General features: G+C 65.0%; 21 protein-coding genes. 8 read left to right on the top strand and 13 right to left on the bottom strand.

The features are described 5' to 3' along the window. Positions 1-11: 11 nt before the first annotated feature. On the bottom strand, positions 12-869 hold the full coding sequence (locus tag P7F68_RS04990; protein ID WP_277831190.1) for a hypothetical protein: 858 nt from the start codon (positions 867-869) through the stop codon (positions 12-14). Between the two features lie 319 nt (positions 870-1188). On the opposite strand from P7F68_RS04990, the gene P7F68_RS04985 reads away from it, so the two are divergent. Both P7F68_RS04985 and P7F68_RS04980 read left to right on the top strand, forming a co-directional pair. Then, complete coding sequence (locus P7F68_RS04985) at positions 1189-2184, top strand: cytochrome-c peroxidase (RefSeq protein ID WP_277831188.1); 996 nt, start codon at positions 1189-1191, stop codon at positions 2182-2184. A gap of 121 nt (positions 2185-2305) precedes the next feature. After that, positions 2306-2539 (top strand): HP1242/YdcH family protein, encoded by a 234-nt coding sequence (locus tag P7F68_RS04980; protein WP_002936987.1) that lies wholly within the window; start codon positions 2306-2308, stop codon positions 2537-2539. A 24-nt stretch (positions 2540-2563) separates the two neighbouring features. On the opposite strand, the gene P7F68_RS04975 is transcribed toward P7F68_RS04980, so the two are convergent. The 5 genes from P7F68_RS04975 to P7F68_RS04955 all read right to left on the bottom strand — a co-directional run bounded on the left by P7F68_RS04975 (position 2564) and on the right by P7F68_RS04955 (position 8358). Next, the gene (locus P7F68_RS04975; RefSeq protein WP_277831186.1) at positions 2564-3511 is read right to left on the bottom strand and encodes a M23 family metallopeptidase; all 948 of its coding nucleotides are present in this window, start codon (positions 3509-3511) and stop codon (positions 2564-2566) included. Positions 3512-3725: 214 nt separating this feature from the next. Next, a complete protein-coding gene (locus P7F68_RS04970) occupies positions 3726-5147 on the bottom strand; it encodes a hypothetical protein (protein ID WP_277831184.1) in 1422 nt (473 codons plus the stop codon). Between the two features lie 107 nt (positions 5148-5254). Continuing rightward, entirely contained in the window at positions 5255-6667 is a 1413-nt protein-coding gene (locus tag P7F68_RS04965) for a YdgA family protein (protein ID WP_277831182.1), read from the bottom strand. Positions 6668-6820: 153 nt separating this feature from the next. Continuing rightward, positions 6821-7042 carry a VF530 family protein gene (locus P7F68_RS04960; RefSeq protein ID WP_002928273.1) on the bottom strand — a complete coding sequence of 74 codons (222 nt, stop codon included), beginning with the start codon at positions 7040-7042 and terminating at the stop codon, positions 6821-6823. Further along, on the bottom strand, positions 7042-8358 hold the full coding sequence (locus tag P7F68_RS04955) for an enoyl ACP reductase FabMG family protein (RefSeq protein ID WP_277831179.1): 1317 nt from the start codon (positions 8356-8358) through the stop codon (positions 7042-7044). Before P7F68_RS04955 ends, P7F68_RS04960 begins: the two co-directional genes overlap by 1 nt. Before the next feature lie 209 nt (positions 8359-8567). Here P7F68_RS04955 and P7F68_RS04950 point away from each other — a divergent pair, with 209 nt between their 5' ends. Then, positions 8568-9848: an NrdH-redoxin gene (locus P7F68_RS04950; protein ID WP_277831177.1), complete on the top strand. Its 1281-nt coding sequence runs from the start codon at positions 8568-8570 to the stop codon at positions 9846-9848. Positions 9849-9947: 99 nt separating this feature from the next. Here the strand turns inward: P7F68_RS04950 and arsH are convergent, their stop codons facing one another. The 6 genes from arsH to P7F68_RS04920 all read right to left on the bottom strand — a co-directional run bounded on the left by arsH (position 9948) and on the right by P7F68_RS04920 (position 14989). After that, positions 9948-10700 carry an arsenical resistance protein ArsH gene (arsH, locus tag P7F68_RS04945; RefSeq protein ID WP_277831174.1) on the bottom strand — a complete coding sequence of 251 codons (753 nt, stop codon included), beginning with the start codon at positions 10698-10700 and terminating at the stop codon, positions 9948-9950. Next, the gene (gene arsC / locus P7F68_RS04940; RefSeq protein WP_277831172.1) at positions 10678-11100 is read right to left on the bottom strand and encodes an arsenate reductase (glutaredoxin); all 423 of its coding nucleotides are present in this window, start codon (positions 11098-11100) and stop codon (positions 10678-10680) included. The genes arsH and arsC overlap by 23 nt, the downstream gene beginning before the upstream one ends. Then, complete coding sequence (gene arsB, locus P7F68_RS04935; RefSeq protein WP_277831170.1) at positions 11100-12161, bottom strand: ACR3 family arsenite efflux transporter; 1062 nt, start codon at positions 12159-12161, stop codon at positions 11100-11102. The genes arsC and arsB overlap by 1 nt, the downstream gene beginning before the upstream one ends. Before the next feature lie 164 nt (positions 12162-12325). Further along, the gene (locus P7F68_RS04930; protein WP_002928258.1) at positions 12326-12658 is read right to left on the bottom strand and encodes an ArsR/SmtB family transcription factor; all 333 of its coding nucleotides are present in this window, start codon (positions 12656-12658) and stop codon (positions 12326-12328) included. Between the two features lie 22 nt (positions 12659-12680). Continuing rightward, positions 12681-13940 (bottom strand): organoarsenical effux MFS transporter ArsJ, encoded by a 1260-nt coding sequence (arsJ, locus tag P7F68_RS04925; RefSeq protein WP_002936955.1) that lies wholly within the window; start codon positions 13938-13940, stop codon positions 12681-12683. Positions 13941-13945: 5 nt separating this feature from the next. Further along, entirely contained in the window at positions 13946-14989 is a 1044-nt protein-coding gene (locus tag P7F68_RS04920) for an ArsJ-associated glyceraldehyde-3-phosphate dehydrogenase (protein ID WP_277831166.1), read from the bottom strand. Positions 14990-15232: 243 nt separating this feature from the next. Here P7F68_RS04920 and P7F68_RS04915 point away from each other — a divergent pair, with 243 nt between their 5' ends. Next, positions 15233-16576: a hypothetical protein gene (locus P7F68_RS04915; RefSeq protein WP_277831164.1), complete on the top strand. Its 1344-nt coding sequence runs from the start codon at positions 15233-15235 to the stop codon at positions 16574-16576. Continuing rightward, the gene (locus P7F68_RS04910; RefSeq protein ID WP_002936953.1) at positions 16573-16803 is read left to right on the top strand and encodes a thioredoxin family protein; all 231 of its coding nucleotides are present in this window, start codon (positions 16573-16575) and stop codon (positions 16801-16803) included. Before P7F68_RS04915 ends, P7F68_RS04910 begins: the two co-directional genes overlap by 4 nt. An 18-nt stretch (positions 16804-16821) precedes the next feature. On the opposite strand, the gene P7F68_RS04905 is transcribed toward P7F68_RS04910, so the two are convergent. Next, positions 16822-18177: a permease gene (locus P7F68_RS04905; RefSeq protein ID WP_277831161.1), complete on the bottom strand. Its 1356-nt coding sequence runs from the start codon at positions 18175-18177 to the stop codon at positions 16822-16824. 484 nt (positions 18178-18661) lie between these two features. On the opposite strand from P7F68_RS04905, the gene P7F68_RS04900 reads away from it, so the two are divergent. From P7F68_RS04900 to arsS, 3 genes are all read left to right on the top strand, one after another. Continuing rightward, complete coding sequence (locus tag P7F68_RS04900) at positions 18662-20137, top strand: SulP family inorganic anion transporter (protein WP_277831159.1); 1476 nt, start codon at positions 18662-18664, stop codon at positions 20135-20137. Between the two features lie 10 nt (positions 20138-20147). Beyond that, a complete protein-coding gene (locus P7F68_RS04895) occupies positions 20148-21026 on the top strand; it encodes a universal stress protein (protein WP_277831157.1) in 879 nt (292 codons plus the stop codon). Between the two features lie 153 nt (positions 21027-21179). Beyond that, positions 21180-22142: an arsenosugar biosynthesis radical SAM (seleno)protein ArsS gene (arsS, locus tag P7F68_RS04890; RefSeq protein ID WP_277831155.1), complete on the top strand. Its 963-nt coding sequence runs from the start codon at positions 21180-21182 to the stop codon at positions 22140-22142. Positions 22143-22145 lie beyond the last annotated feature (3 nt).

Genomic DNA, 22145 nt, shown 5'->3' with positions numbered 1-22145 from the left:
GGCGGACTCGCTCAGTCATATCCCCAGGAACGCATGATCACTGGCATGAGGCGCGGGCGCTGCTCGTGCGCGGCGATCCTGCGCATGCGCGGCTCAATACGCCTGCGGAAGGCGTCGAAGCTCCACCGCCGGACGACGGTAATTGCCTCTTCCCTGAGGTCCTCACTGCACGGCACACGCTCGTACTCGCAGATCTCATGGCGTGCGGGCGCCTCGGCTGGGATGAACAAGGCCGACACCGCTGCATGGGCGTAGGCCAATGCCAAGGAGTCGAAGCGGTTGTCGAGCAACTCCTCGATCCAGTCGAGCCAGAAGTCGACGACGAGGGCCGAAGCAAAGCCACAGCAACACTGCGCCGCCGATGCGACCGTATCCACCGCCAGCAAGGGTCGCACCCCCTCGATCGCGGTTATCAACTGCCGGTCGGCAACCATGAGCGCACCGGCGACCACCGCCCCGGGGTTGCCAACAGTGCCCTCGCACAGCATCTCGGCAAACTCATGAAAGCTGACGGGCACACCCTGTGGATCGATCGGGGCGCCAGCCATCAGCCGCGCCGCCGCCGCTGCAGCGACGGGCGCGTCGAACTCCTTGCCCAGAATAGTGAGCAAGGCCGACTCGCGAAGCACGAAATTGGGCTCAAGGATGACCCTGTCGATGAAGCTGACCCGCTCCTTCCAGTCCAGACGCGAGCAGAGTACGCCGTAAAGCTGCCCTGCGACGTCCTCCGGCAGCGTGTTGAACGGCGGGGGTAGATCCAGCAGCGCCGAGAGGCAGAGCTCGGTAAAGGCCTCCTTGGACAGGTTGCGCCATGCCCAGGGTTTATGTACCAGTCTCCTGCGTCGCTGCTCATCGAGATCGATGATCATCTGCTCACCTCAAGATCAGCATTTGCCCCTATTCGGGCATTGTGCGAGGGCTGGCGCCAAACATCATCGTGAGATGCGCACACCCCGCAGACTGAGTATTGTTTACCTTATTCAAGACCCCCGCAACAGCCTGAGAAAAGCTAAACCATACCGGAACTTGCTCAAACGCCAGAATTCGTTCGTCCGTTGATTTTTATCAACTGCAGGCATCGTAACTATTGCTGAAATATGGGTTTACGACCTGTATGCGCCAAGGGTCACGGCGCAGCCCCATTGATCGCACTGTCTTATAATTACCTCTACATCGGAGCGTCTGCACATGAAATACATATTGACCATCTCAATCGCCATCGCGTCGCTTGGCAGCGCCTTTGCAGCCCCCACCGTACGCGATGAGCCGATCCAACCGATCCAGCCCGCCAAGGTGGAGAACCCCGCCAAGGTCGAGTTGGGCAAGAAGCTGTGGTTCGAGCCCCGCCTGTCGATGTCCGGCATCATCTCCTGCAATACCTGTCACAACCTGTCGCGCGGTGGTACCGACAACCTCAAGACCTCGATCGGCCATGGTTGGAAGGCAGGTCCGGTGAACTCGCCGACCGTTCTCAACTCCAGCCTTGCCATCGCCCAGTTCTGGGATGGCCGTGCCGCGAACCTGCAGGAGCAGGCTGCAGGCCCGATCCAGGCCGACATCGAAATGAACATGCCGCACACCCTGGCGCTCGACGTGCTGCAGTCGATCCCGGGCTACGTTGCCGAGTTCAAGGGTGTGTTCGGCAAGGAGCAGATCGACATGGACATGGTGACCAGCGCGATCGCGGCCTTCGAGGAAACCCTCGTTACGCCGAACTCGCGCTTCGACAAGTGGCTCAAGGGCGACGACAAGGCACTCGACGCCAAGGAACTCGCCGGCTACACGCTGTTCAAGGAAAGCGGCTGCGTGGCTTGCCACAACGGTCCTGCTGCCGGTGGCACCTCGTTCCAGCGCATGGGCCTGGTCGAGCCGTACCAGTCGACTTCGCCGGCCGAAGGGCGCTCGGCCGTCACGGGGGTTGATGCGGACCGCTTCAACTTCAAGGTGCCGACGCTGCGCAACGTCGAAATGACCTACCCCTACTTCCATGACGGTGAAGCCGCCACGCTGGAGGAAGCGGTGGATATCATGGGGCGCCTGCAGCTTGGTCGTACCTACAACGATGACGAGATCGGCAAGATCGTCGCCTTCCTGAAGACGATGACCGGTGACCAGCCGCAACTCACCATGCCGATCCTGCCGCCGTCGAGCAACGCCACGCCGCGCCCGGATCCCTTCCAGTGAGTAGGCGTCGGGCGGCGGAACACCGCCCGACATATTCGGTGACTGGGCTGCACCGTCCCTGCAGGCTCAGTCACCGCAGGCCATCGTGGATGAGAACTTGAAACCCTGAGGGAGTTAGACCATGTTCCCCGAACATCGTGAATTGATCACCGAGCTCAAGACAAGTGATCGGCATTTCCTGAATCTTTTCGATCGCCACAACGAGCTCGATCAGCGCATCAAGAATTTCGAGATGCATCTGGAGCACCGCACCCACGAGGAGATCGAAGTGCTGAAAAAGGAGAAGCTTCGCCTGAAGGATCAGATCTACGCGATCCTGACGCGCAGCACCGCCGCACGGGAAACGACCGCCTGATTTGCCTCCGTTATCGCCGCCCGCTCACCAGACCAAGCCCGAGCGGGCGCTCACAAGCGGCATGTGCGATGCACGGAGCGCCTTGAGCGGATCGAGGGGGCGATCCCTGAAGCGCATCTCGAAGTGCAGATGCACCCCGGTCGACACCCCCGTGCTGCCCATCGTCCCCAGTTCCTGACCCGCAACAACCCGCTGGCCGTCGCGCACGGCGATGCGCGACAAATGCGCGTATCGCGTCTCGAACCCGAGCGGATGCTCCACGATGACGAGCTTGCCGAAGCCACCGCGTCGACTGGCGAACCTCACCACCCCATCGCCGGCTGAGCGCACGGTCCGGTCGTCAGAGACAAAGTCCGTTCCTTCGTGCGCACCGATCTGTCGCGAGATAGGGTGGCGCCGGACGCCAAAGCCAGAGGTAACCCGCGCGCCACGAACAGGCTCTACGCTTGGGATAGCTGCCAGAAAGGCGCGCAGATCACTGTTAAGCGCGAATAGGTCGAAGGCCCCTGCAGATTGCCCGCCGCCATCGTACGCAACGGTAACCTCCGTTCCATTGCCCTGTGCCAACTCACTCGCTGCGCACGACAACTGACTGCCCATCGACGCCGTATGATGCGAGCACGCTTCCACCACCGGGAGGGCACGATCGACACCGCCCGCAGGCTGATACGCGTCGAGTACGTCGACGAGTTCGGTGGGCTTGAAGCCGATGTCGAACAGGCTGGCAACGAGGCGCTGGTTCTCCGCTTCGAGCCGAAGTCGCTCAGCAGCTTGACCTTCTAGCTGTGCCTGGATGAGACGCCGCTGACTCGGACTCAGAACCGGAGAGCCAGGCCGCTGGCGAAAGGAAGCTGCCTCTGTCGGCCACAGCGTAGGCGAATATTTCGTTCCCTGTTCTGGCGTCGAGCCACAGCCAGTCACGCCCGCCGCCAGAAGACTCGTCACCAAAGCGCCCAAACGCAGTGCATGCATCGATCACCATTCCACGGAACGTACGGCAACACGCGCACTGCGCTCGCTGACATACAGTACGCCAGCGAACAAATAGCTCACACGCCGTTGGTAATGGCCTGCAAGGCCAGAGAGGCCTATAGTTTACCTTACCATCATGAATTGATCCAGTCTGCCTCTGCCGAGAGCCTGTTAACAGCTACGATAGTTGCTCGCGTCGATATTTACGTAAAGCTCAGCCGCGACGGCGAAGGCCGACGAGGCACAGCCCGCCGAGTGCGCCGAGCAGCAGCGGCAGGGTGGCCGGCGCCGGGACCGCGTTCGAGCCATCGAAACGGCTGGCCAGCGTGAGCGTATCGAAGCGCGCGTCATCGACGCCGAAGTCCCATTGGCTGAAGTTGCGGAAGGCGCCGCTGACCTTGCCGAAGGCAGTCATAAACGACAGCTCCACCCGCTCGTCTTCGTATACGAAGGACAGCAGGTCGGACAAGGCATAGCTCACGAAGCGCACGCTGTTGATGCCCAGGCCACCGTCGATCACCCCGGCGCTGAGCACACCGGCCGCACCGAGGCTGTCGATGAAGACGCCATCATTGCCGGCGCCGAAGAAGACGTCACCGAAGATCTCACTGCCGCCGGTGAGGGTCAGCGTGCTATCGCCCTGGCCCGGCGCGAGTTCGATCGCTGCCCCACTGCGGCCGACGAGTGTGCCGCTGTTGATGATATCCACGTTCGACTGCGCGGCGGGGTCGGCACCGATGGCACGCGGGCCTTCGATGTAGCCCTCGTTGATGATCGTCAGCGGACCGCTGGGGCGAATCGGATCGACGCCGTTGTCGAATTCCGGATCGATGTCGACGCCGCTGCCCGTGTCGCCGGTGGAGATGATGCGCCCCGTCGCGTAGTTGCGCACCAGGCCTTCGTCGATATCCACGCCGTCATCGCTGCCCTGGATCAGCCCCCAGTTGTGGATCTCGCCAGATGCGAACTGCACGCCGTCCTCGTCATTGATGCCATCGCGCAGCAATACCGTGCCGTAGTTCTCCATGTAGAAGTTGCCACGTGCCTCGACGACCTCTTCGCCGCCGATCAGGGTGCCGTGGTTGATCACACGGGCGCCATCGCCACGCAGCTGCAGGGCGCGTCCGTCGCGCGACTCGATGAGACCGTGGTTGATGACCTCGGCGTTCTCGAAGCCCTCCAGCGAGCGCACGGCCTGGCGGCGCGCCAGGATCTCGCCGGTGTTCTCGACCCGCATGCCACCCGTGCCGCCGAGCACCTCGATGGCGCGGTCGCCGCTGCTGATGACGCCGCTATTGACGATGTTCGCGTTGGCACCGTTTACCGCAATCGCGTAGCCGTTGTTGCGGGTGTCGGTGTTCTCGATGCGGCCGGCGTTGGAGACCTGCTGGCCGGCGCCGCGAAGGTCGAGCGCAGCAGTATTGCGGTTGGTGCTGGTGATCCCCGCGCCGGCCTGGACCTGCACCTGCAGCGCGTCACGACTGTCACTGACCGGCACCGAGCCCGGCTCGGCGCAGATCAGCATAGGGGTGCCGTCGATGGCGGTACTCGACGCACAGGTCGGTGCCGCATGAGCAGGATTGAAGGCGAAAGCGGAGAGCAGCGCAACCGAAACGGCGGTCAATCGATTCATCATGGTTCCCTGAGGGGTGTGGGTTGACGGAGACTTCGCATGAAGTCGAACCGCGCACCTTACTCAGGGAAGATGACCCCGCAGTTACACGGGGATGACAGCGTCCGCGCTCAGCGCCCGCCCAGCCCGAACAGGTCGAGCGGCTGGCCATTGATGGTGAGCTGGCCCTTCGAGAGCGCGGCACGGCTGCCGAGCTGGCCACCCTTGCGCACGATGAAGCCCTGGGCCTCGAGCATGTCGAGTTGCTGCTGCAACTGAGCAGCGACGACCGCGGCCTCCTGCGGGGACTGAGCCTGAGCGCCGATGAGGGCGACGACGAGGCCCTGCGGCAAAGAGGCTTCCGCGGCGGCGTTGATCTTGGCGAGCAGCATCATGGGGTTGTTGAGCTCGTCGGGCTCGATGCCCTTGAGATTGACGTGAGCAGAAAGCGATGCCGTCCCATGCGGGCTGGTGAAGCTGATGCGGTCGATGCTGAACTCGGGGTCGTGGGCCAGCAGGGTGAGCGCCGGCTCGGCAAGGGGCGCGAACATTGCCGCCGGATCCTCGGCCTGGAGCGCAAGCTGGGCGGGGTCGCTGCTGACCTCGATCAAGCTGCGATACAGCTCCATCAGCGTCCGCCCATGCAGATGCTTGATCGAGAAGTCGTAGTGCGCGGGGCCGTAATCGCTGCCCCCGACACGCAGCACCTCCGTTCCCAGCATGGCGATGACATCCACGTAGTCGCCTTCGGCCGAGGCATCAACCTCGTAGCTCAGGCGTTCGAGCTGCAGGTCGATCCCCGCCATCTCGCCATCATCCTTGCCCTCGGCGTGCAGGGAGGCGATCGTTGCACGCTGCTTGCCGACATAGAGCCAGGCCTCATCGTCGAACAGGCGACGCTGGTCGGCATCGAGCGCCAGCTCCGACATGACGATGCGCAGGCTCGGATCCTCCATCGAGAAGCGGTCGATACCGAGCTTCATCGTGTACTGGCGCATGCCGGGACCGAAATCGATGTCCGCTTGAAAGGCGCTGAAGGCGACGCGCAGGGCACGCTCCGTATCCGCCGCGAGTTCGAGTTCCAGGGCCGGCGTCGTCATCCGCGAATGGCCGCTGCCGTCGAACCGGACCACGGTCTGCGCCTGCAGTGCTGGTTTGTCACCCAGCGTCTCCCGCAACTTGGCGCCCGCCTCCCCTTCGACGTCAAGCTCGCTGTCGAGCGTTGCCGCCGCCAGGGTTCCGAGTCGAGGCAGGGGGCCGTGCTGGATGCGGTTGAGCACGCTCATGCGCAGGGGTTCGCCCATCTGCAGCGAGCCATCCTCGGCCGTGACCGTCATGGCAATGTCGACCTTCAGCTTTTCCGTGCTGCTGAAGAATCCACGCTCGTAGACGCGTTCGCTGACCTTGAGCGCCGGGTGGGACTGGATGTCCGCGTAGCGCTCGTCCAGGACTTGCTGGATGCGCGTGCCGGAATACCAGCTTGCGGCGGGATAGATCAACGCGACCGCGGCCAGCGCGGCGACGATTCGGGTGGGGCGGCTCATGTGGTGAAACTCCGTGTCTTTGAAGTAATCCAGGGATAGGGGCAGGCAGGTGCGTGGCCGCGCCCCGCGAGCACCCTGGCGCGGCCGAGTATATGCCAAAGCGCTAATCCGGAGACAGCCGCGATGACGACCAAGCGATGCGGGCGCCCCCTGCTAGCGCCGCAGCGACTCCAGGTAGAGCGCTTCGACCTGCTCCCGCGCCCACGGAGTTCGGCGGAGGAACTTCAGGCTCGATGCGACACTGGGTTCGTGATTGAAGCAGCGGATGCTGACCCGCCTGCCGAGCGTCGCCCAGCCGTAGCGGGCGACCAGCTCGGTGAGCATGCGCTCAAGGGTAAGGCCATGAAGTGGGTTGTTGGGCTGGGCCGGTGTCATCAGGCGTGCAGATGGTTGAGCTGGCGCGCCACGACGTCGTGGTTGAGCCACAGCACCGGGCCGGCGGGCGCCGCAGACTCGCGGAAGATGAGCGCCCCGCTGGCCTCGAGCACCAGCGTGCTGAGCAGGTCGGTGACCAGGGCCTTGCGGTCCTTGTGCATCTGCACGATGTCCTCCGAGGTACCGATCTGCAGGTCGGCCTGCTCCGGGTTGTTCGGCATCGGCCAGGCGTCGAAGTCGTGGAAGGGCTGCATCACGGCACTGGTCTGGAAATCGGCGACCTTTTTCAGCACGTCTTCCAGGGTGACGCCGTCGACCAGCAGGTCGCGACATGCCTGCCACTGCGACTCGGCCCAGGCGCCGCCGCCTTCCTTCCTGAGCGCCTCGAGCAGTGCGATCAGGGGCAGCTCCACGCCGGCGAACACATCGGTGGAGTTGGTGCGGATCTCGGGGCAGTTATAGACCGTGGCCTTTACACCCTGCTCCCACGCCGCCCGCGCAATGCGTTCGAGGCGCATCTTGGCGTAGCCCTGGGTGTAGTTGGTGTAGGTCTGCCACTGATAACGTCCCTCGATGAGGATCTCGGTGCCGTGGTAGCCGTACGCGGTGTAGCGCACCTGGCCGCCCGCGGCCTCGACGCGGGCGCGGATCGCCGCGCTGCCTTCGATCAGGTGCAGGAAGGTGTTGGCCGAAACCTCGTCGAAGTTCTGCAGGATGAGCTTGCCCAGGTCACTGTCGAGCAGGGTCTGCGACGACATGAAGCGCTCGCCGCGGCCCTTGTAGATGCGGTTGGCGATGACCATGAACACCTTGGCCTTGGGAATGCCGCCCGCCATGGTGTGCGCGAAGAGGACATTGCGCCCGTCGGCGATCATGCCGTCGAGCACGGCCATGACCTCGGCCACCCCCTTGCGGAAGCGCTCGGTGCCGATCGCACGGCACTTGTCGATATGCGCCCAGTCGAGCTTGTCCTGCTCCCAGGTCTTGAGCGTCATGGCGTTGAGCAGTTCGGTCGGGGTCGGCTCGCCAGCGGGCGCGTCGAGATCGAAGCCGGCCATCAGCGGCACGTTGATGATCCTGCCGCCCAGGTTGGCCTCGGCCGCTGCCAGTTCCTCGTCGTTGAGCGGACGCAGGGCGTTGTTGTCGTCGCGCCGCCCCACCGTGATGCCGACGATCTGCATGCCGGCCGCACGCGCCTGGTCGACGAGGCCGGTGGCGTATCCGCGCCCGAAGAGCTCGCCGAAGAGCACGAACACGTCATCCTTGCGAAAGAGCTCGGACTGCGGAAGTTGGGTCAGGGGAGTCGGCTGGGTCATGATCATGTGGGGCAAGGCCCGGGGCTGGTCTGGTTGGAATCGCGTGATTCTACATCGGCAGCAGACCTCCACCATCGAGGCGGCAGTCTGGACGACGGGCGCAAGCAGCGCGAGCCGCCCCCTGACGCGGACGATTGACCTTGGTCAGCCCCTTGCGCGACCAGCCGTGCCAGCATGTACGCGTTGCAGCATCACGAGGCCAGCACGCCATGCTCGCGCGCATCCGCACAGCCCTGCTTGCCCTCCTGCTCGCGGCCCTGACCGCGATCGGCGCCAGCGCAGCGGCAGACGAAGTCTGGGTCAGCCGGAACGACTCGGGCGAAGCCGAGATACAACTCTATTTCTTCTGGTCGCATACCTGCCCGCATTGCACCGAGGCGAAGCCCTTCATCACCGCCATCGCGCAGGAACGGCCATGGGTGCGGGTGCAGGCGCTCGAACTGTCGCGCAGCGCGCACAACGTCGCGCGCTTCCAGCACATCGCGGCGCTCGCTGGCGGCGAAGCCGCAGCCGTGCCCAGCTTCGCCTTCTGTGGCGAACTGCACATTGGCTGGGACAGCGGCGAAGGCGTCGGCGCACAACTGCTCACCGGCCTGGATGCCTGCCATGCCCGCCTGCAGGATGGCCTTGAGCCGGCCCCACGGCCCGCCCCCGGATCGCGGGGTGCTGCGGACCCGGGCATCGATCTCCCGCTCATCGGTCGTATCGACGCCAGCGCCCTCTCGCTGCCAGCGCTCACCCTCGTCCTCGCCAGCCTCGACGCCTTCAATCCCTGCGCCTTCTTCGTGCTGCTGTTCCTGCTGTCGATGATGGCGCATCAGCGCAGCCGCGGCCGCATGCTGCTCATCGGCGGCATCTTCGTGAGCGTCTCCGGGCTGATGTACTTCGCCTTCATGGCCGCGTGGCTCAATCTGTTCCAGGTGTTCGGCCACCTTGCCTGGGTCACGCTCGCAGCCGGTGCGCTCGCGATGTTCGTCGGCGCGGTCAACGTCAAGGACTACTTCTGGTTCGAAAAGGGCCTTTCGCTGTCGATCCCGGAATCGCGCAAGCCCGACATATTCCGCCGTGCCCGCGCCATCCTCAACGCCGAACGCCTGCCTGCCATGATCGGCGCCACCGTCTTCCTCGCAGTGGCGGCAAACTTCTACGAGCTGCTGTGCACGGCCGGCTTCCCGATGGTGTTCACCCGCCTGCTGACCCTGGCCGAGTTGCCCACCGCCACCCGCTACGCCTACCTCGGGATGTACAACCTCATCTACGTGCTGCCGCTTGCGCTGATCGTGGTCGCCTTCGCACACACCCTGGGCGCGCGCAAGCTGAGCGAGCGCGAGGGACGGCTGCTGAAGCTCATGTCGGGGCTGATGATGCTAGGGCTGGGTGCCTTGCTGCTGCTGGCCCCCGAGCTGATCACCCGCGTAGGCGTCGCCTTTGGGCTGATGGCGGTGGCAGTCGGACTCACGGTCGCTGCCGGCAGACTGGGCAAACATTGATCCGGCATCGACCGCAAGGGATCAGTGAAGCGTCACGACTCGGGGCGGCTCACTCCCTCACCATCGGCCAGGACACCCTCATGCACGCCGAACTCGGACTCAAATGGCAGACTGGTTCACCCGCGCCGACAGCTCGGCTGCACTCTCCTTGCGCTCGCTGTAGCGATCGACCAGGTAAGGCGCGATGTCGCGCGTGAGCAGCGTGAACTTCACCAGTTCCTCCATCACATCCACCACGCGGTCGTAATAGGCCGAAGGCTTCATGCGGTCATGCTCGTCGAACTCGAGGAAGGCCTTTGCCACCGAAGACTGGTTGGGGATCGTCAGCATGCGCATCCAGCGCCCGAGCACGCGCATCTGATTGACTGCATTGAACGACTGCGAGCCGCCGCACACCTGCATCACCGCCAGGGTCTTGCCCTGGGTCGGGCGCACCGCGCCGACCGACAGCGGTATCCAGTCGATCTGCGTCTTCATGATGCCGGTCATCGCGCCATGACGTTCGGGCGAGCACCACACCATGCCCTCGGCCCACTGGGTGAGCTCGCGCAGTTCGATCACCTTGGGGTGGGTGTCGGGCGCATCGTCCGGCAGCGGCAGGCCGCTCGGGTTGAAGACCCGCGTCTCGGCGCCCATGGCGCGAAGCACGCGGGCGGCTTCCTCTGCCAGCAGGCGGCTGAACGAGCGCGCCCGCAAGGAACCATAAAGCAGCACGATGCGCGGCGGATGGGTCGACGGCTGGGTAGCCTGCAACTGCGCGGGATCGGGCTCACGGAACAGCGCCGCGTCCACGTTCGGCAGGTCAGGCAGGGACTGGCCGGGCAGCGGCTCAGACACGACGCCCCTCCGCATCGACGACCTTCTCGCCATCCTCCTTGGTGAAGGCGCCGCGCTGCGGCTGCGGCAGGATGTCGAGCACAAGCTCGGACGGCCGGCACAGCCGCGTGCCGAGCGGGGTGACGACGATCGGCCGATTGATGAGGATGGGGTGCGTCATCATCGCCTCGATCAGCTCGCCGTCGGTCTTCGCCGGGTCTGCGAGGCCCAGTTCGGAGAACATGGCCTCCTTGGCACGCATGATGCCGCGCACCCCGAGACCGGCGGCCGCGATCAGCGCGACAAGTTGCTCTCGGCTGGGCGGGGTCTTCAGGTACTCGATGACGGCCGGCTCCGCCCCGCTGTTGCGGATCATCGCCAGCGTGTTGCGCGAGGTACCGCAACGCGGGTTGTGGTAGATCGTGATGTCGCTCATCAGCGTGTTTCCTCTTTCATGACAGCCCGCCGCGCGGCAACGGCGGCAGGGGCGAACCAGTGCGGCGTGCGGTTGACGATGGCCACCAGCGACAGCATCACCGGCACCTCGACCAGTACGCCGACCACGGTTGCCAGCGCCGCGCCCGAATTGAGCCCGAACAGCGAGATCGCCACCGCCACCGCCAGCTCGAAGAAGTTCGAGGTACCGATCAGGCAGGCCGGACCGGCCACATTGTGCGGCAACTTGAGCGCCTTGGCGGCAAGGTAGGCGATGAGGAAGATGCCGTAGGTCTGCACCATCAGCGGCACCGCGATCATCGCGATCACCAGCGGCTTGTCGACGATGGTGTTGGCCTGGAAGCCGAACAGCAGCACCACGGTGGCGATCAGGCCGACGATGGACCAGGGCTTGAGCCGGGCGACGAAATCTGCCACCGCCGTCGGCGAACGCCGCTCCAGCGCATGCCGCGTTGCCATGCCGGCAAGCAGCGGCAGCACGACGTAAAGCACGGTGGACAGCACCAGCGTTTCCCAAGGCACGGTGATGTTGGTGACGCCGAGCAGGAAGGCGGCGATCGGCGCGAAGGCGAACACCATGATGATGTCGTTCACCGACACCTGTACCAGGGTGTAGTTGGGGTCGCCCTTCACGAGCTGGCTCCATACGAAGACCATCGCGGTGCACGGCGCCACGCCGAGCAGGATCATGCCGGCGATGTATTCGCTGGCCGACTGCGGATCGACCCAGGGCGCAAACAGGTGGTGGAAGAACAGCACCCCCAGCGCCGCCATCGTGAAGGGCTTGATCAGCCAGTTCACCACCAGGGTCAGGATCAGGCCCTGGGGCTTCTTGCCCACATCGCGCACGGCGTGCCAGTCGATCTGGATCATCATCGGGTAGATCATCACCCAGATGAACACAGCCACCACCAGATTCACCTGCGCGAACTCCAGTCCGGCGATGAGCTGGAACGCACCCGGTGCGACCAGCCCCAACCCCACGCCAGCGAGAATCCCCAGCCCGACCCAGACCGTCAGGTAGCGCTCGAACAGCCCCATATCAAGCCTCCGTCGGCAGATGGCCAATGTGGCCAATCTCGTTATTGATGACCAGGCGGTCGTGATTGATCGAGGTCAGGCCGCGTGAGGGCACGCAGTAGATCCTGTCGTACATGGGAGGCCCCTTTTTCGTTATGAGCCCGGATCGGGCGATGTGATTCGACTCAGCAATCGAGCCCGTCGGCGCAGGTATCGACCCCGCACAGTTCAGGCATGCCGGCACAGCATTCTTCGGTGAGATAGGCCACCAGTTCGCGCATCAGCGCCATGTTGGCGCGGTAGCGCTGGAAGCGCCCCTCCTGCTCTGCCGACACCAGGCCCGCATGGGTCAGCGTCTTGAGGTGGAAGGACATGTTGGTGGGCGGGATGTCGAGCGCGGCCGACAGCTCGCCCGCCACCATGCCGGCCGGTCCGACGCGCACGAGCAGGCGAAAGACGTCCAGCCGGATGCCGGAGGACAGCGCCTCGAAGATCGGCAGTGCAGTGTTCTTTTCCATGTTTGTTCTCCAGACCGTCAGCTCAGGTCTCCATCCGGGCGGCGGCGTCACGCACCAGCGGCAATGCCAGCGTCGCCAGCCAGCAGATCAGCAGCATCAGCGCCGAACCCGCAAGCGCGTAAAGCAGCCCGCCCCACTGGTACAGCAGCCCCGACAGCAGCGTGCCGATGAAGCGGCCGAGCGCATTGGCGGCGTAGTAAAAGCCCACGTCCTCAGCCGCCTTCTCCGAGCCCGCGTAGGCGAGCACGAGATAGGAATGCACCGAGGAGTTCACCGCGAAGGCAAAGCCGAACAGTCCCAGGCCGCATACCACCACCCATTCCAGGCTGGGCAGCTGCAGCCACACCGCCACTGCCAGCCCAGCGGGGATCAGCGCCAGCAGCGCCGACCACAAGCGCGCCGCCGGCACCTCACGGCTCAGGCCGTCGGCGCTGCGGCGCACGATGTGCGGCGCGGCCGCCTGCACCAGGCCGTAGCCGATGGTCCACGCGGCGAGGAAGGTACCGACCATGGTGAAGGACCACCCTGCCGAGTACAGGAACACTGGCACACCGACCACGAACCACACGTCGCGCGCGCCGAACAGCACCACGCGCGCCGCGGCCAGCGCGTTGATGCCGGGGTTCTTGGCAAACAGTTCGCGCACCGACTTCGAGGCCTTCCTCTTGCCCATCATCGGCGGCAAGGACAGCAGCACGCCGGCAAGCACCAGTGCCAGCAAACCCGCCATCGCCCACAGCGCGCCACGAAAGCCCAAGGTTTCCAGCAGCAGACCACCGAGAAAGAACCCGAAGCCCTTCATCGCGTTCTTGCTGCCGGTGAACCAGGCCACCCACTTGAAGAGTTGGCCCTGATCCCCGCCCTGAGCCTTCGCCTCGGCCTGAGCCTCGGACTGGGTCAGCTTGATCGCCGACTTGCTCGCGGTCTTGGTCAGATCCTTGGCCACGCCGCAGATACCCTGCGCCACCACCACCCACGCCACCGCCATCGCCGCCGTCCACCCCGGGTCGAGCAGCGACAACAGCACGAAGCCGACGATCTGCGTCACCAGCCCCACGCTGAGCATGCGCGCGATGCCGTAACGCGTCGCCAGCCAGCCCCCGACCAGGTTCGCCAGCACGCCCGCCGCCTCGTAGAGCAGGAACAGGAAGGCGAGCGTGAACGGCGAATAGCCCAGGCGGTAGAAGTGCAGCAGCACCAGCATGCGCAGCGCGCCATCGGTGAGCGTGAAGCCCCAGTAAGCGGCGGTGACGATGGCGTAGTTGCGCGCAGCGTGTTGCATGATTGTCAGATACCCACGGTTTCCATATGGCAGGCGAGGTCGACCATGCGGCAGGCGTAACCCATCTCGTTGTCGTACCAGGCGTACACCTTGAGCAGCGTGCCGTCGGTGACCATGGTGGAGAGTGCATCGACGATCGAGCTGCGCGTATCGCGGGCGTAATCGACGCTCACCAGCGGGCGCTCCTCGTAGCCGAGGATGCCGGCGAGCTCGCCTTCGGCCGCGGCCTTGAACAGCGCATTGACCTCCTCAGCCGTGGTCGCGCGCTCGAGTTCGAACACGCAGTCGGTGAGCGAGGCGTTCAACACCGGCGCGCGCACCGCGTGGCCGTTGAGCTTTCCCTTCAACTCCGGGTAGATCAGCGCGATCGCGGTGGCGCTGCCGGTGGTGGTGGGCGCCAGGCTCATCAGCGAGCTGCGCGCGCGGCGCAGGTCCTTGTGCGGCGCATCGACCACCAGGTTGGTGTTGGTGGGGTCGTGGATGGTGGTGATCTGCCCGTGGCGGATGCCCAGGTTCTCATGCACCACCTTCACCACCGGCGCCAGACAGTTGGTGGTGCACGAGGCCGCGGTGACGATGCGGTCGCGTGCCGGGTCATAGGCTTCGTGGTTGATGCCGACCACCATGTTGAGCACGCCGCCGGTCTTGACCGGGGCAGCCACGATCACACGCTTGGCGCCGCGGTCGAGGTGGCCCTGCAGGCTTTCGGGGGTAAGGAACTTGCCGGTGCATTCCAGCACCACATCCACACCCAGATCGCCCCAGGGGATCTCGGCCGCGGTAGCGTGCGCGGAGAAGGACAGCCGGCGATCGTCGATGCGGATCGCGCCCTCGCCTTCGGCGGCGATATCCGCACGCCACTTGCCCTGCACGCTGTCGAAGGCGAGCAGGTGTGCGGTAGCCGCCGCGCCGCCCTTCAGTTCGTTGAGGTGCACCACTTCCAGCCGGTTGCCCGCGCGCGGGTCGTCCACCTGCCGTTCCGCAGCCCCCATCGCGGCGCGCAGCGCCAGGCGCCCGATGCGGCCCATGCCATTGATGCCAATCCTCATGTCAATCTCCAATAACACAACACTTATAGAATAATTGAAATCTTAGCAACGATGTGTGACATGCAGGTTACTGACCACCAACCCGTCCCTTCGTACAGCGGTCACTCCCTGACCGCATCCCCCACGCACCTTCCCTGGCCTGTGCTCGACTAAACTTGCAGCGTTAGCCACATCGCGAAGCACTGCATTGCAGCAACGTCAGCCGCGCCGACCTGCGCTTCTAGTCCGCCCAGTGAGCCCCTCGTGATACCAACCGCCGTAGCGCCCGAACAACACCGCCCCAGCGCCACGAGCAGTGCGCTGGCGGTAGCGCAGGCGCTGAACCGTAGCTGCGACTGCCGCAGCCTCGACCCCCTGCGCCTGCGCCAGCAACTCGAAGCCGAACCCGCACTGCTCGGACTGGCGACCGAAATCGAGCGCAGCCGCCCACACATGTTCTCGGCTACCGCGGTGTTCATGGCCCCGGAGACGCTGCAGGCCATGGCCGACATCGTGGCGGCGATCGAAACCGTGATCGCCCTGCCCGGCTACGAGGCCGAGGTGCTCGCGCGCGCGCCGGCAATCGCCCGTTTCGATAACGGCCCGAAGGGTGTGTTCATGGGTTTCGACTTCCATGTCTGCGACACTGGCCCACAGCTCATCGAAATCAACACCAACGCGGGCGGCGCCCTGCTGAACCGAGCACTTGCGTGCGCACAGCAGGCCTGTTGCGCGCAGATCGTGCCGCATCTGCGCCCCACGGCCAGGCTCGACGCGCTCGATCAGCGCTGGCTGGAGGCCTTCTTCAACGAATGGGCGCTGCAGGGCCATCACGGCAAGCCGGAGTGCATCGCGATCGTCGACGAAACACCCGAACAGCAATACCTACATCCCGAGTTCCTGCTTTTTCAGCACCTGTTCCGCAGCGCAGGCATCGACACGGTCATCTGCGATCCGGGCGAACTCGCCTTCGACAGCCGCGCGCTGACACACAACGGCCGGCCGGTCGACCTCGTCTACAACCGCCTGACCGATTTCTACCTGCAATCGCCCGCTGCAGTAGCCTTGCGCGCCGCCCATGAGGCCGGAGCAGTCGCGCTCACGCCCCACCCACGCGCACATGCGCTGTACGCGGACAAACGCAATCTCGCGCTGCTCACCGACGCGGCTCGCCTCGCAGCCCTCGGTGTTCCGCAGCATACGATCGACTGCCTGGTGGCGGGCATCCCGCGTACGGTCGAGGTCATGCCCGAGCGCGCCGACGCCTTGTGGGCCGCACGCCGCAGCCTGTTCTTCAAGCCTACCAGCGGCTTCGGCAGCCGCGCGGCGTACCGCGGAGACAAGCTCACCCAGCGGGTGTGGAAGAGCATCCTCGACGGCGGCTACGTTGCCCAGAGCCTTGCCCTGCCCTCCGAACGGCGTGTCCGGGTCGACGACGCCGGTAACGATCTCAAGCTCGACATTCGCGCCTATGCCTATGCAGGCGAGATTCAGCTTGTCGCAGCAAGGCTCTACACAGGGCAGACCACCAACTTCCGTACCGCGGGTGGAGGCTTTGCGCCCGTGTTTCTCACCGACACAATGACCAGCGAAGGAGAAGCATCATGAAGGACATCAAGGTTCTCGGTACCGGTTGCGCCAACTGCAAGAACACGGTCAAGCTCATCGAAGAGGTCGCCGGCGAAATGGGTGAGCAGATTGCGCTCGAAAAGGTCGAGGAGTTACAGAAGATCATGAGCTACGGCGTGATGGCGACGCCAGCTGTCGTAATCGACGGCAGCGTAGTTCATTCCGGCGGCGTACCCGCGCGCAGCAAGGTTGAGGGCTGGTTCTGATCGCAGCGGACCAGACGATCAGCCGGGTAGCGAGGAAACCGGCAGCCCCCTCTCTACCCACATGCCGAACAGCATCCCGCTGATCGTCGCCATCACCACGACCATGGCGACGAACGTCAGCGTCTTCTTCGTGCCCAGTACGCTACGGATCACCAACATGTTGGGCAGCGACAGCGCCGGGCCGGCAAGCAGCAGCGCAAGCGCTGGGCCCTCACCCATGCCATTGCCGATCAGGCCCTGCACGATCGGCACCTCGGTCAGGGTGGCGAAGTACATGAAGGCACCGGCAAACGCAGCAAAGAAATTCGCCGCCAGCGAATTGCCCCCCACCGCCCAGGCCACCCATTCCGAGGGAATCAGGCCTTCCTCGCCAGGTCGGCCGAGCAGTGCGCCGGCAATCAGCACGCCGACGAGCAGCAGCGGCAGGATCTTCTTGGCGTAGTCCCAGGACGAAGCGAACCAGCCGGCGCCCTCGCCCTTGTCGGTGCTGGTGATCCACGACAGACCGATGATGAGCAGCGCAAAGGGCACGAGTGGTTGTTCGCCGAACACGACCGCCGCTGCCACGCCGGCGGCGGCCACCAGCAGCACGCGGATGTGTGACATCTTCATCCAGCCGACGAGGATGGCCGCAAGCGCAATGCCGAACGCCCCCGTGATCCACCACTTGGCCGCGTAGATCGCGTGCCAGGCCCCCTCATCCACCGCCGGCTTCGCCCAGTTGGCAAACACAAGGATCGCGACCAGCACACCGAAGAACATCGCGTTCTGCCACAGCCGCCGACTCGGGCCTTCGTCAGGCAGCACGATCTTGCTGTTGAGCTTCTCGAGCTCCTCCTTGCGGTACAGGAAAGCCATCATCAGGCCGATGACCACGCTGAACACCACGGCACCGATGCCACGCGCGATGCCGAGCTCCGGCCCCAGGATGCGGGCGGTGAGAATGATCGCCAGTACATTGATCGCCGGCCCGGAATACAGGAAGGCGATCGCTGGCCCCAGTCCGGCGCCCATGCGATAGATGCCGGCGAACAATGGCAGCACCGTGCAGGAGCACACGGCCAGGATCGTCCCCGACACCGAAGCCACGCCATAGGCCATGCCTTTGTGCGCAGCCGGCCCGAGGTATTTCATCACCGCCGCCTGGCTGACGAAGACCGCAATCGCACCGGCGATGAAGAAGGCAGGGATGAGGCACAGCAGCACATGCTCTTCGGCATACCAGCGCACCAGATAGAGCGCTTCCCAGAAGGCATTGTGCAGCCGGTCCCAGCCCTGCAGGGCCTCGACCGGCAGGTAGAAGCAGGCGATGAAAACGCCCACGATCAGCGCCAGCGGCTTCCACTCGTTGCGCCAGAAGCTGTTGCCATCCATGGGACACCCCACACAAGAAGCCTCACCGGAATGATGCGACTATTTGGCCGCAAATAGGGCGTCGCCGCGACAACGCCCGGTCGGGTGCCATGACTTCGTTCAGGCCTCGATACAGCCTCCCGATCTTGCTGCGGCGCAGCATCATTGCTAGAATCCGCCACACTTGCGTGGCCCAAGTACTTGCGCCGAACCGCGCCCCCCCAACAAGCCTCCCCACAAGCGACCCATGTAAGCCTTGCCCCAGCCTGCGAGCTGCTCCACCCCTTCCCGCTCGCGCGAGGCTATTGCAACGCGTTCGCTTGACTCATCCCTGCACGGGCTGCGCAGCACGACCTATCACATGGCGCGCATCTGCCCCAATCCATGCGACCAGGCTGCGTGCCCGGCCGCCCAGGGCTCGGCGCTTCAATGCGAATCCGCCTCGCGTGAGTTCATCGCGCCCCTGCCCGGGGCGCGCGCAAACTAGATGGACTCATAACGACAAATGAAATCCCTCCACCAGGACTGGCTGTCCAACATTCGCAACGACCTGCTCGCGGGTCTCGTCGTCGCGCTCGCCCTCATCCCCGAGGCCATCGCCTTTTCCATCATCGCCGGCGTGGACCCCAAGGTCGGGCTCTATGCCTCCTTCTGCATCGCGGTGGTCATCGCCTTCACCGGCGGCCGCCCGGGCATGATCTCGGCCGCCACCGGGGCGATGGCGTTGCTGATGGTCACGCTGGTCAAGAACCACGGCCTCGAATACCTGCTCGCCGCCACCATCCTCACCGGCGTGCTGCAGATCATCGCCGGCTGGATCCGGCTCGGCGCGCTGATGCGCTTCGTGTCGCGCTCGGTGGTCACCGGCTTCGTCAATGCGCTCGCCATCCTGATCTTCATGGCGCAGCTGCCCGAGCTGACCAACGTCACCTGGCATGTGTATGCGATGACGGCTGCCGGCCTCGGCATCATCTATCTGTTTCCCTACATAACCAAGGCGATTCCCTCGCCGCTGGTCACTATCGTGGTGCTGACCGCGGTGGCCATCGTGCTCGACCTCGACATCCGCACCGTGGGCGACATGGGCGAGCTGCCCGACAGCCTGCCGGTGTTCCTGCTCCCCGACGTGCCGCTCAACCTGGAGACGCTGGCGATCATCTTCCCCTACTCGCTGACGCTGATGGTGGTGGGCTTGCTCGAGTCGCTGATGACCGCGACCATCGTCGACGATCTCACCGACACCACCAGCAACAAGAACCGCGAATGCGTCGGCCAAGGCGTGGCCAACATCGCCAGCGGCTTCATCGGTGGCATGGCCGGCTGCGCGATGATCGGCCAGTCGGTAATCAACGTGAAGTCCGGCGGCCGCGGCCGGCTGTCGACGCTGTCGGCAGGCCTGTTCCTGCTCGCATTGCTGATGCTGGTGGGCGACTGGGTGGCGCAGATCCCGATGGCGGCGCTGGTGGCGGTGATGATCATGGTGTCGATCGGCACCTTCGACTGGAACTCGATCCGCAAGCTGCGCGAACACCCGCCCAGCTCCAGCATCGTGATGATGGCTACGGTGGCGGTCACCGTCGCCACCCACGATCTGGCCCAGGGCGTGCTGGTCGGCGTACTGGCCTCGGGCTTTTTCTTCGCCCACAAGGTGGGGCGCATCCTGAGGGTGCGCTCGATTGCCGAGGACGAAGGGCGTCAGCGCCGCTACACCGTCACCGGGCAGGTGTTCTTCGCCTCGGCCGACGCCTTCATCGCCAGCTTCGACTTCCGCGAAGTGATCGACAAGGTGGTGATCGACGTCTCGCGCGCCCACTTCTGGGACATCACTGCGGTCAGCGCACTGGACAAGGTGGTGGTGAAGTTCCGCCGCGAAGGCACCGATGTCGAAGTCGTCGGCCTCAACGAAGCCAGCGCGACGATGGTCGACAAGTTCGGCGTGCACGACAAGAGCGACGGCACCGACCTGCTCACCGGCCACTGAGGAGAACAGCATGAACAAGCAAGACAGAAAAGTGCTGGCCTGCGTGGACCAGTCCCACTTTGCCGACACCGTCGCCGACTACGCAGCCTGGGCCGCGCGCCGCATGGACGCACCGCTCGAGCTCCTGCACGTGATCGACCGCCACCTCGAGCAAGGCTCGGGCGACGACCACAGCGGCGCCATCGGCTTCAACGCGCAGGAACACCTGCTGCACAGCCTCAGCGACAAGGACGCCGCCCTCGCCCGCAGCAAGCGCGAGCAGGGGCGCATCTTCCTCAACCATCTGCGCGAACGCGCACTGGCTGCAGGCGCCCCCTCGGCCGACATGCGCCAGCGCCACGGCGCGCTCGACGACACCCTGGCCGAACAGGAGGACAACGTACGCCTCTTCGTCTTCGGTCGGCGCGGTGCCTCGGCCGCAAAAACGCGGCCGGAAGGATCGAACACGCTCGGCCGTAATGTCGAGCGCGTGGTGCGCGCCATCCACAAGCCCATCCTCACCGTCACCGAGGGCTTCAAGGAGCCCGAACGCGTGATGCTCGCCTACGACGGCAGCGCGGTAACGCGCAAGGGCGTGGACATGATCGCCGGCAGCCCGCTGTTCAAGGGCCTGCCGATCCACATCGTGATGGCTGGCAAGGACAGCGCAGACGCACCGAAGCAGGTCGCCTGGGCAAAGGACACCCTCACCGCCGCGGGCTTCGAGGTGGTCGCCGACATCCTCTCGGGCGACCCCGAAGCGGTGATTGCACGCGAGGTCAAGGCGCGCAACATCGACATGCTGCTCATGGGTGCCTACGCGCATTCGCCACTGCGCGCGCTGCTGTTCGGGAGCAAGACCACCGACCTGCTGCGCGCCGCCACCATCCCGACCCTGCTGTTGCGCTAAATTGGGCAGGCCTTCGAGCCAGACAGGGCCGCAGCGGATCATGGGCCGCGGCCCGCTCCGGCCGTCGGCCCTTGCTTCGGTCGTTTCGTGAAATTTGCTGTAAGGATTCGCGCGCGCCTCCGACCAAGGTAAAAACCGACCCGGAGCACTCCAATGCGCGACACCCTCCCCCTGCTGGTCAAGACCGATTTCCCCGCGCTCACGCGCGGCCGTCTCGAGGTGCTGCAGGCCAACCTCGGCTACCGCTGCAACCAGGCCTGCCTGCACTGTCACGTGGCCGCCAGCCCGCGCCGCACGGAAGAAATGAGCTGGGACACGATGGCGCTGCTGCTCGAGGTGGCGCGCCGTCACCGGGTGCGCACCCTGGACCTCACCGGCGGCGCGCCGGAGATGAACCCCAACTTCCGCCGGCTCGTGGCCGAAGCGCGGGCGATGGGGCTGAATGTCATCGACCGCTGCAACCTCACCATCCTGGGCGAGCCGGGCTACGAATGGCTGGCCGATTTCCTCGCCGCGCAGCGCGTCGATGTCGTCGCCTCGCTGCCGTGCTACCTCGAGGACAACGTAGACGCCCAGCGCGGCGACGGGGTGTTCCGGCAGAGCATCGACGGATTGCGCACGCTCAACGCGCTTGGCTACGGCCAGCCCGGCTCCGGGCTCGTGCTGAACCTGGTCTACAACCCGCTCGGCCCCAGCCTCCCGCCCGAGCAGCACGGGCTGGAGCAGGCGTACAAGCGCGAGCTGGCGGCGCGCTACGGCATCGTGTTCAACCAGTTGTTCGCGCTCGCCAACATGCCGATCCAGCGCTTCGGCAGCCAGCTGATATCACGCGGGCAGTTCGACGGCTACATGGCCCTGCTCAAGGGTGCCCACCGGCCAGAAAACCTGGTCGGGGTGATGTGTCGGGCGCTGGTATCAGTGAGTTGGCAGGGGCAGGTTCATGACTGTGACTTCAATCAGATGCTAGGGCTGCCGCTCGGGGCTCGGTCACAGGCCACGCATCTGTCCGATCTTCTGGGCAATGACATGGAGGACGGCACAATCCGGGTTGGCGAGCATTGCTATGGCTGTACCGCCGGCCAGGGCAGCAGCTGCGGCGGCGCGCTCGAGCATTGAGCG

Source organism: Thauera mechernichensis, from assembly GCF_029588855.1.
Lineage (GTDB): Bacteria > Pseudomonadota > Gammaproteobacteria > Burkholderiales > Rhodocyclaceae > Thauera > Thauera mechernichensis.
The sequence above is the reverse complement of the archived record's forward strand: the minus strand, read 5'-3'. Positions and strand labels throughout refer to the sequence as shown.

Excerpts from the sequence above, each read along its gene's own strand:
- P7F68_RS04960 (WP_002928273.1), bottom strand. The coding sequence starts at position 7,042 with ATGACACCGGCCCAGCCCAACAACCCACTTCATGGCCTTACCCTTGAG.
- P7F68_RS04965 (WP_277831182.1), bottom strand. The coding sequence starts at position 6,667 with ATGAGCCGCCCCACCCGAATCGTCGCCGCGCTGGCCGCGGTCGCGTTG.
- P7F68_RS04985 (WP_277831188.1), top strand. The coding sequence starts at position 1,189 with ATGAAATACATATTGACCATCTCAATCGCCATCGCGTCGCTTGGCAGC.
- P7F68_RS04930 (WP_002928258.1), bottom strand. The coding sequence starts at position 12,658 with ATGGAAAAGAACACTGCACTGCCGATCTTCGAGGCGCTGTCCTCCGGC.
- P7F68_RS04900 (WP_277831159.1), top strand. The coding sequence starts at position 18,662 with ATGAAATCCCTCCACCAGGACTGGCTGTCCAACATTCGCAACGACCTG.
- P7F68_RS04980 (WP_002936987.1), top strand. The coding sequence starts at position 2,306 with ATGTTCCCCGAACATCGTGAATTGATCACCGAGCTCAAGACAAGTGAT.
- P7F68_RS04955 (WP_277831179.1), bottom strand. The coding sequence starts at position 8,358 with ATGACCCAGCCGACTCCCCTGACCCAACTTCCGCAGTCCGAGCTCTTT.
- P7F68_RS04950 (WP_277831177.1), top strand. The coding sequence starts at position 8,568 with ATGCTCGCGCGCATCCGCACAGCCCTGCTTGCCCTCCTGCTCGCGGCC.
- P7F68_RS04920 (WP_277831166.1), bottom strand. The coding sequence starts at position 14,989 with ATGAGGATTGGCATCAATGGCATGGGCCGCATCGGGCGCCTGGCGCTG.
- arsC (WP_277831172.1), bottom strand. The coding sequence starts at position 11,100 with ATGAGCGACATCACGATCTACCACAACCCGCGTTGCGGTACCTCGCGC.
- P7F68_RS04905 (WP_277831161.1), bottom strand. The coding sequence starts at position 18,177 with ATGGATGGCAACAGCTTCTGGCGCAACGAGTGGAAGCCGCTGGCGCTG.
- P7F68_RS04970 (WP_277831184.1), bottom strand. The coding sequence starts at position 5,147 with ATGATGAATCGATTGACCGCCGTTTCGGTTGCGCTGCTCTCCGCTTTC.
- arsJ (WP_002936955.1), bottom strand. The coding sequence starts at position 13,940 with ATGCAACACGCTGCGCGCAACTACGCCATCGTCACCGCCGCTTACTGG.
- P7F68_RS04910 (WP_002936953.1), top strand. The coding sequence starts at position 16,573 with ATGAAGGACATCAAGGTTCTCGGTACCGGTTGCGCCAACTGCAAGAAC.
- P7F68_RS04975 (WP_277831186.1), bottom strand. The coding sequence starts at position 3,511 with ATGCATGCACTGCGTTTGGGCGCTTTGGTGACGAGTCTTCTGGCGGCG.
- arsS (WP_277831155.1), top strand. The coding sequence starts at position 21,180 with ATGCGCGACACCCTCCCCCTGCTGGTCAAGACCGATTTCCCCGCGCTC.
- P7F68_RS04990 (WP_277831190.1), bottom strand. The coding sequence starts at position 869 with ATGATCATCGATCTCGATGAGCAGCGACGCAGGAGACTGGTACATAAA.
- arsH (WP_277831174.1), bottom strand. The coding sequence starts at position 10,700 with ATGCGGAGGGGCGTCGTGTCTGAGCCGCTGCCCGGCCAGTCCCTGCCT.
- arsB (WP_277831170.1), bottom strand. The coding sequence starts at position 12,161 with ATGGGGCTGTTCGAGCGCTACCTGACGGTCTGGGTCGGGCTGGGGATT.
- P7F68_RS04895 (WP_277831157.1), top strand. The coding sequence starts at position 20,148 with ATGAACAAGCAAGACAGAAAAGTGCTGGCCTGCGTGGACCAGTCCCAC.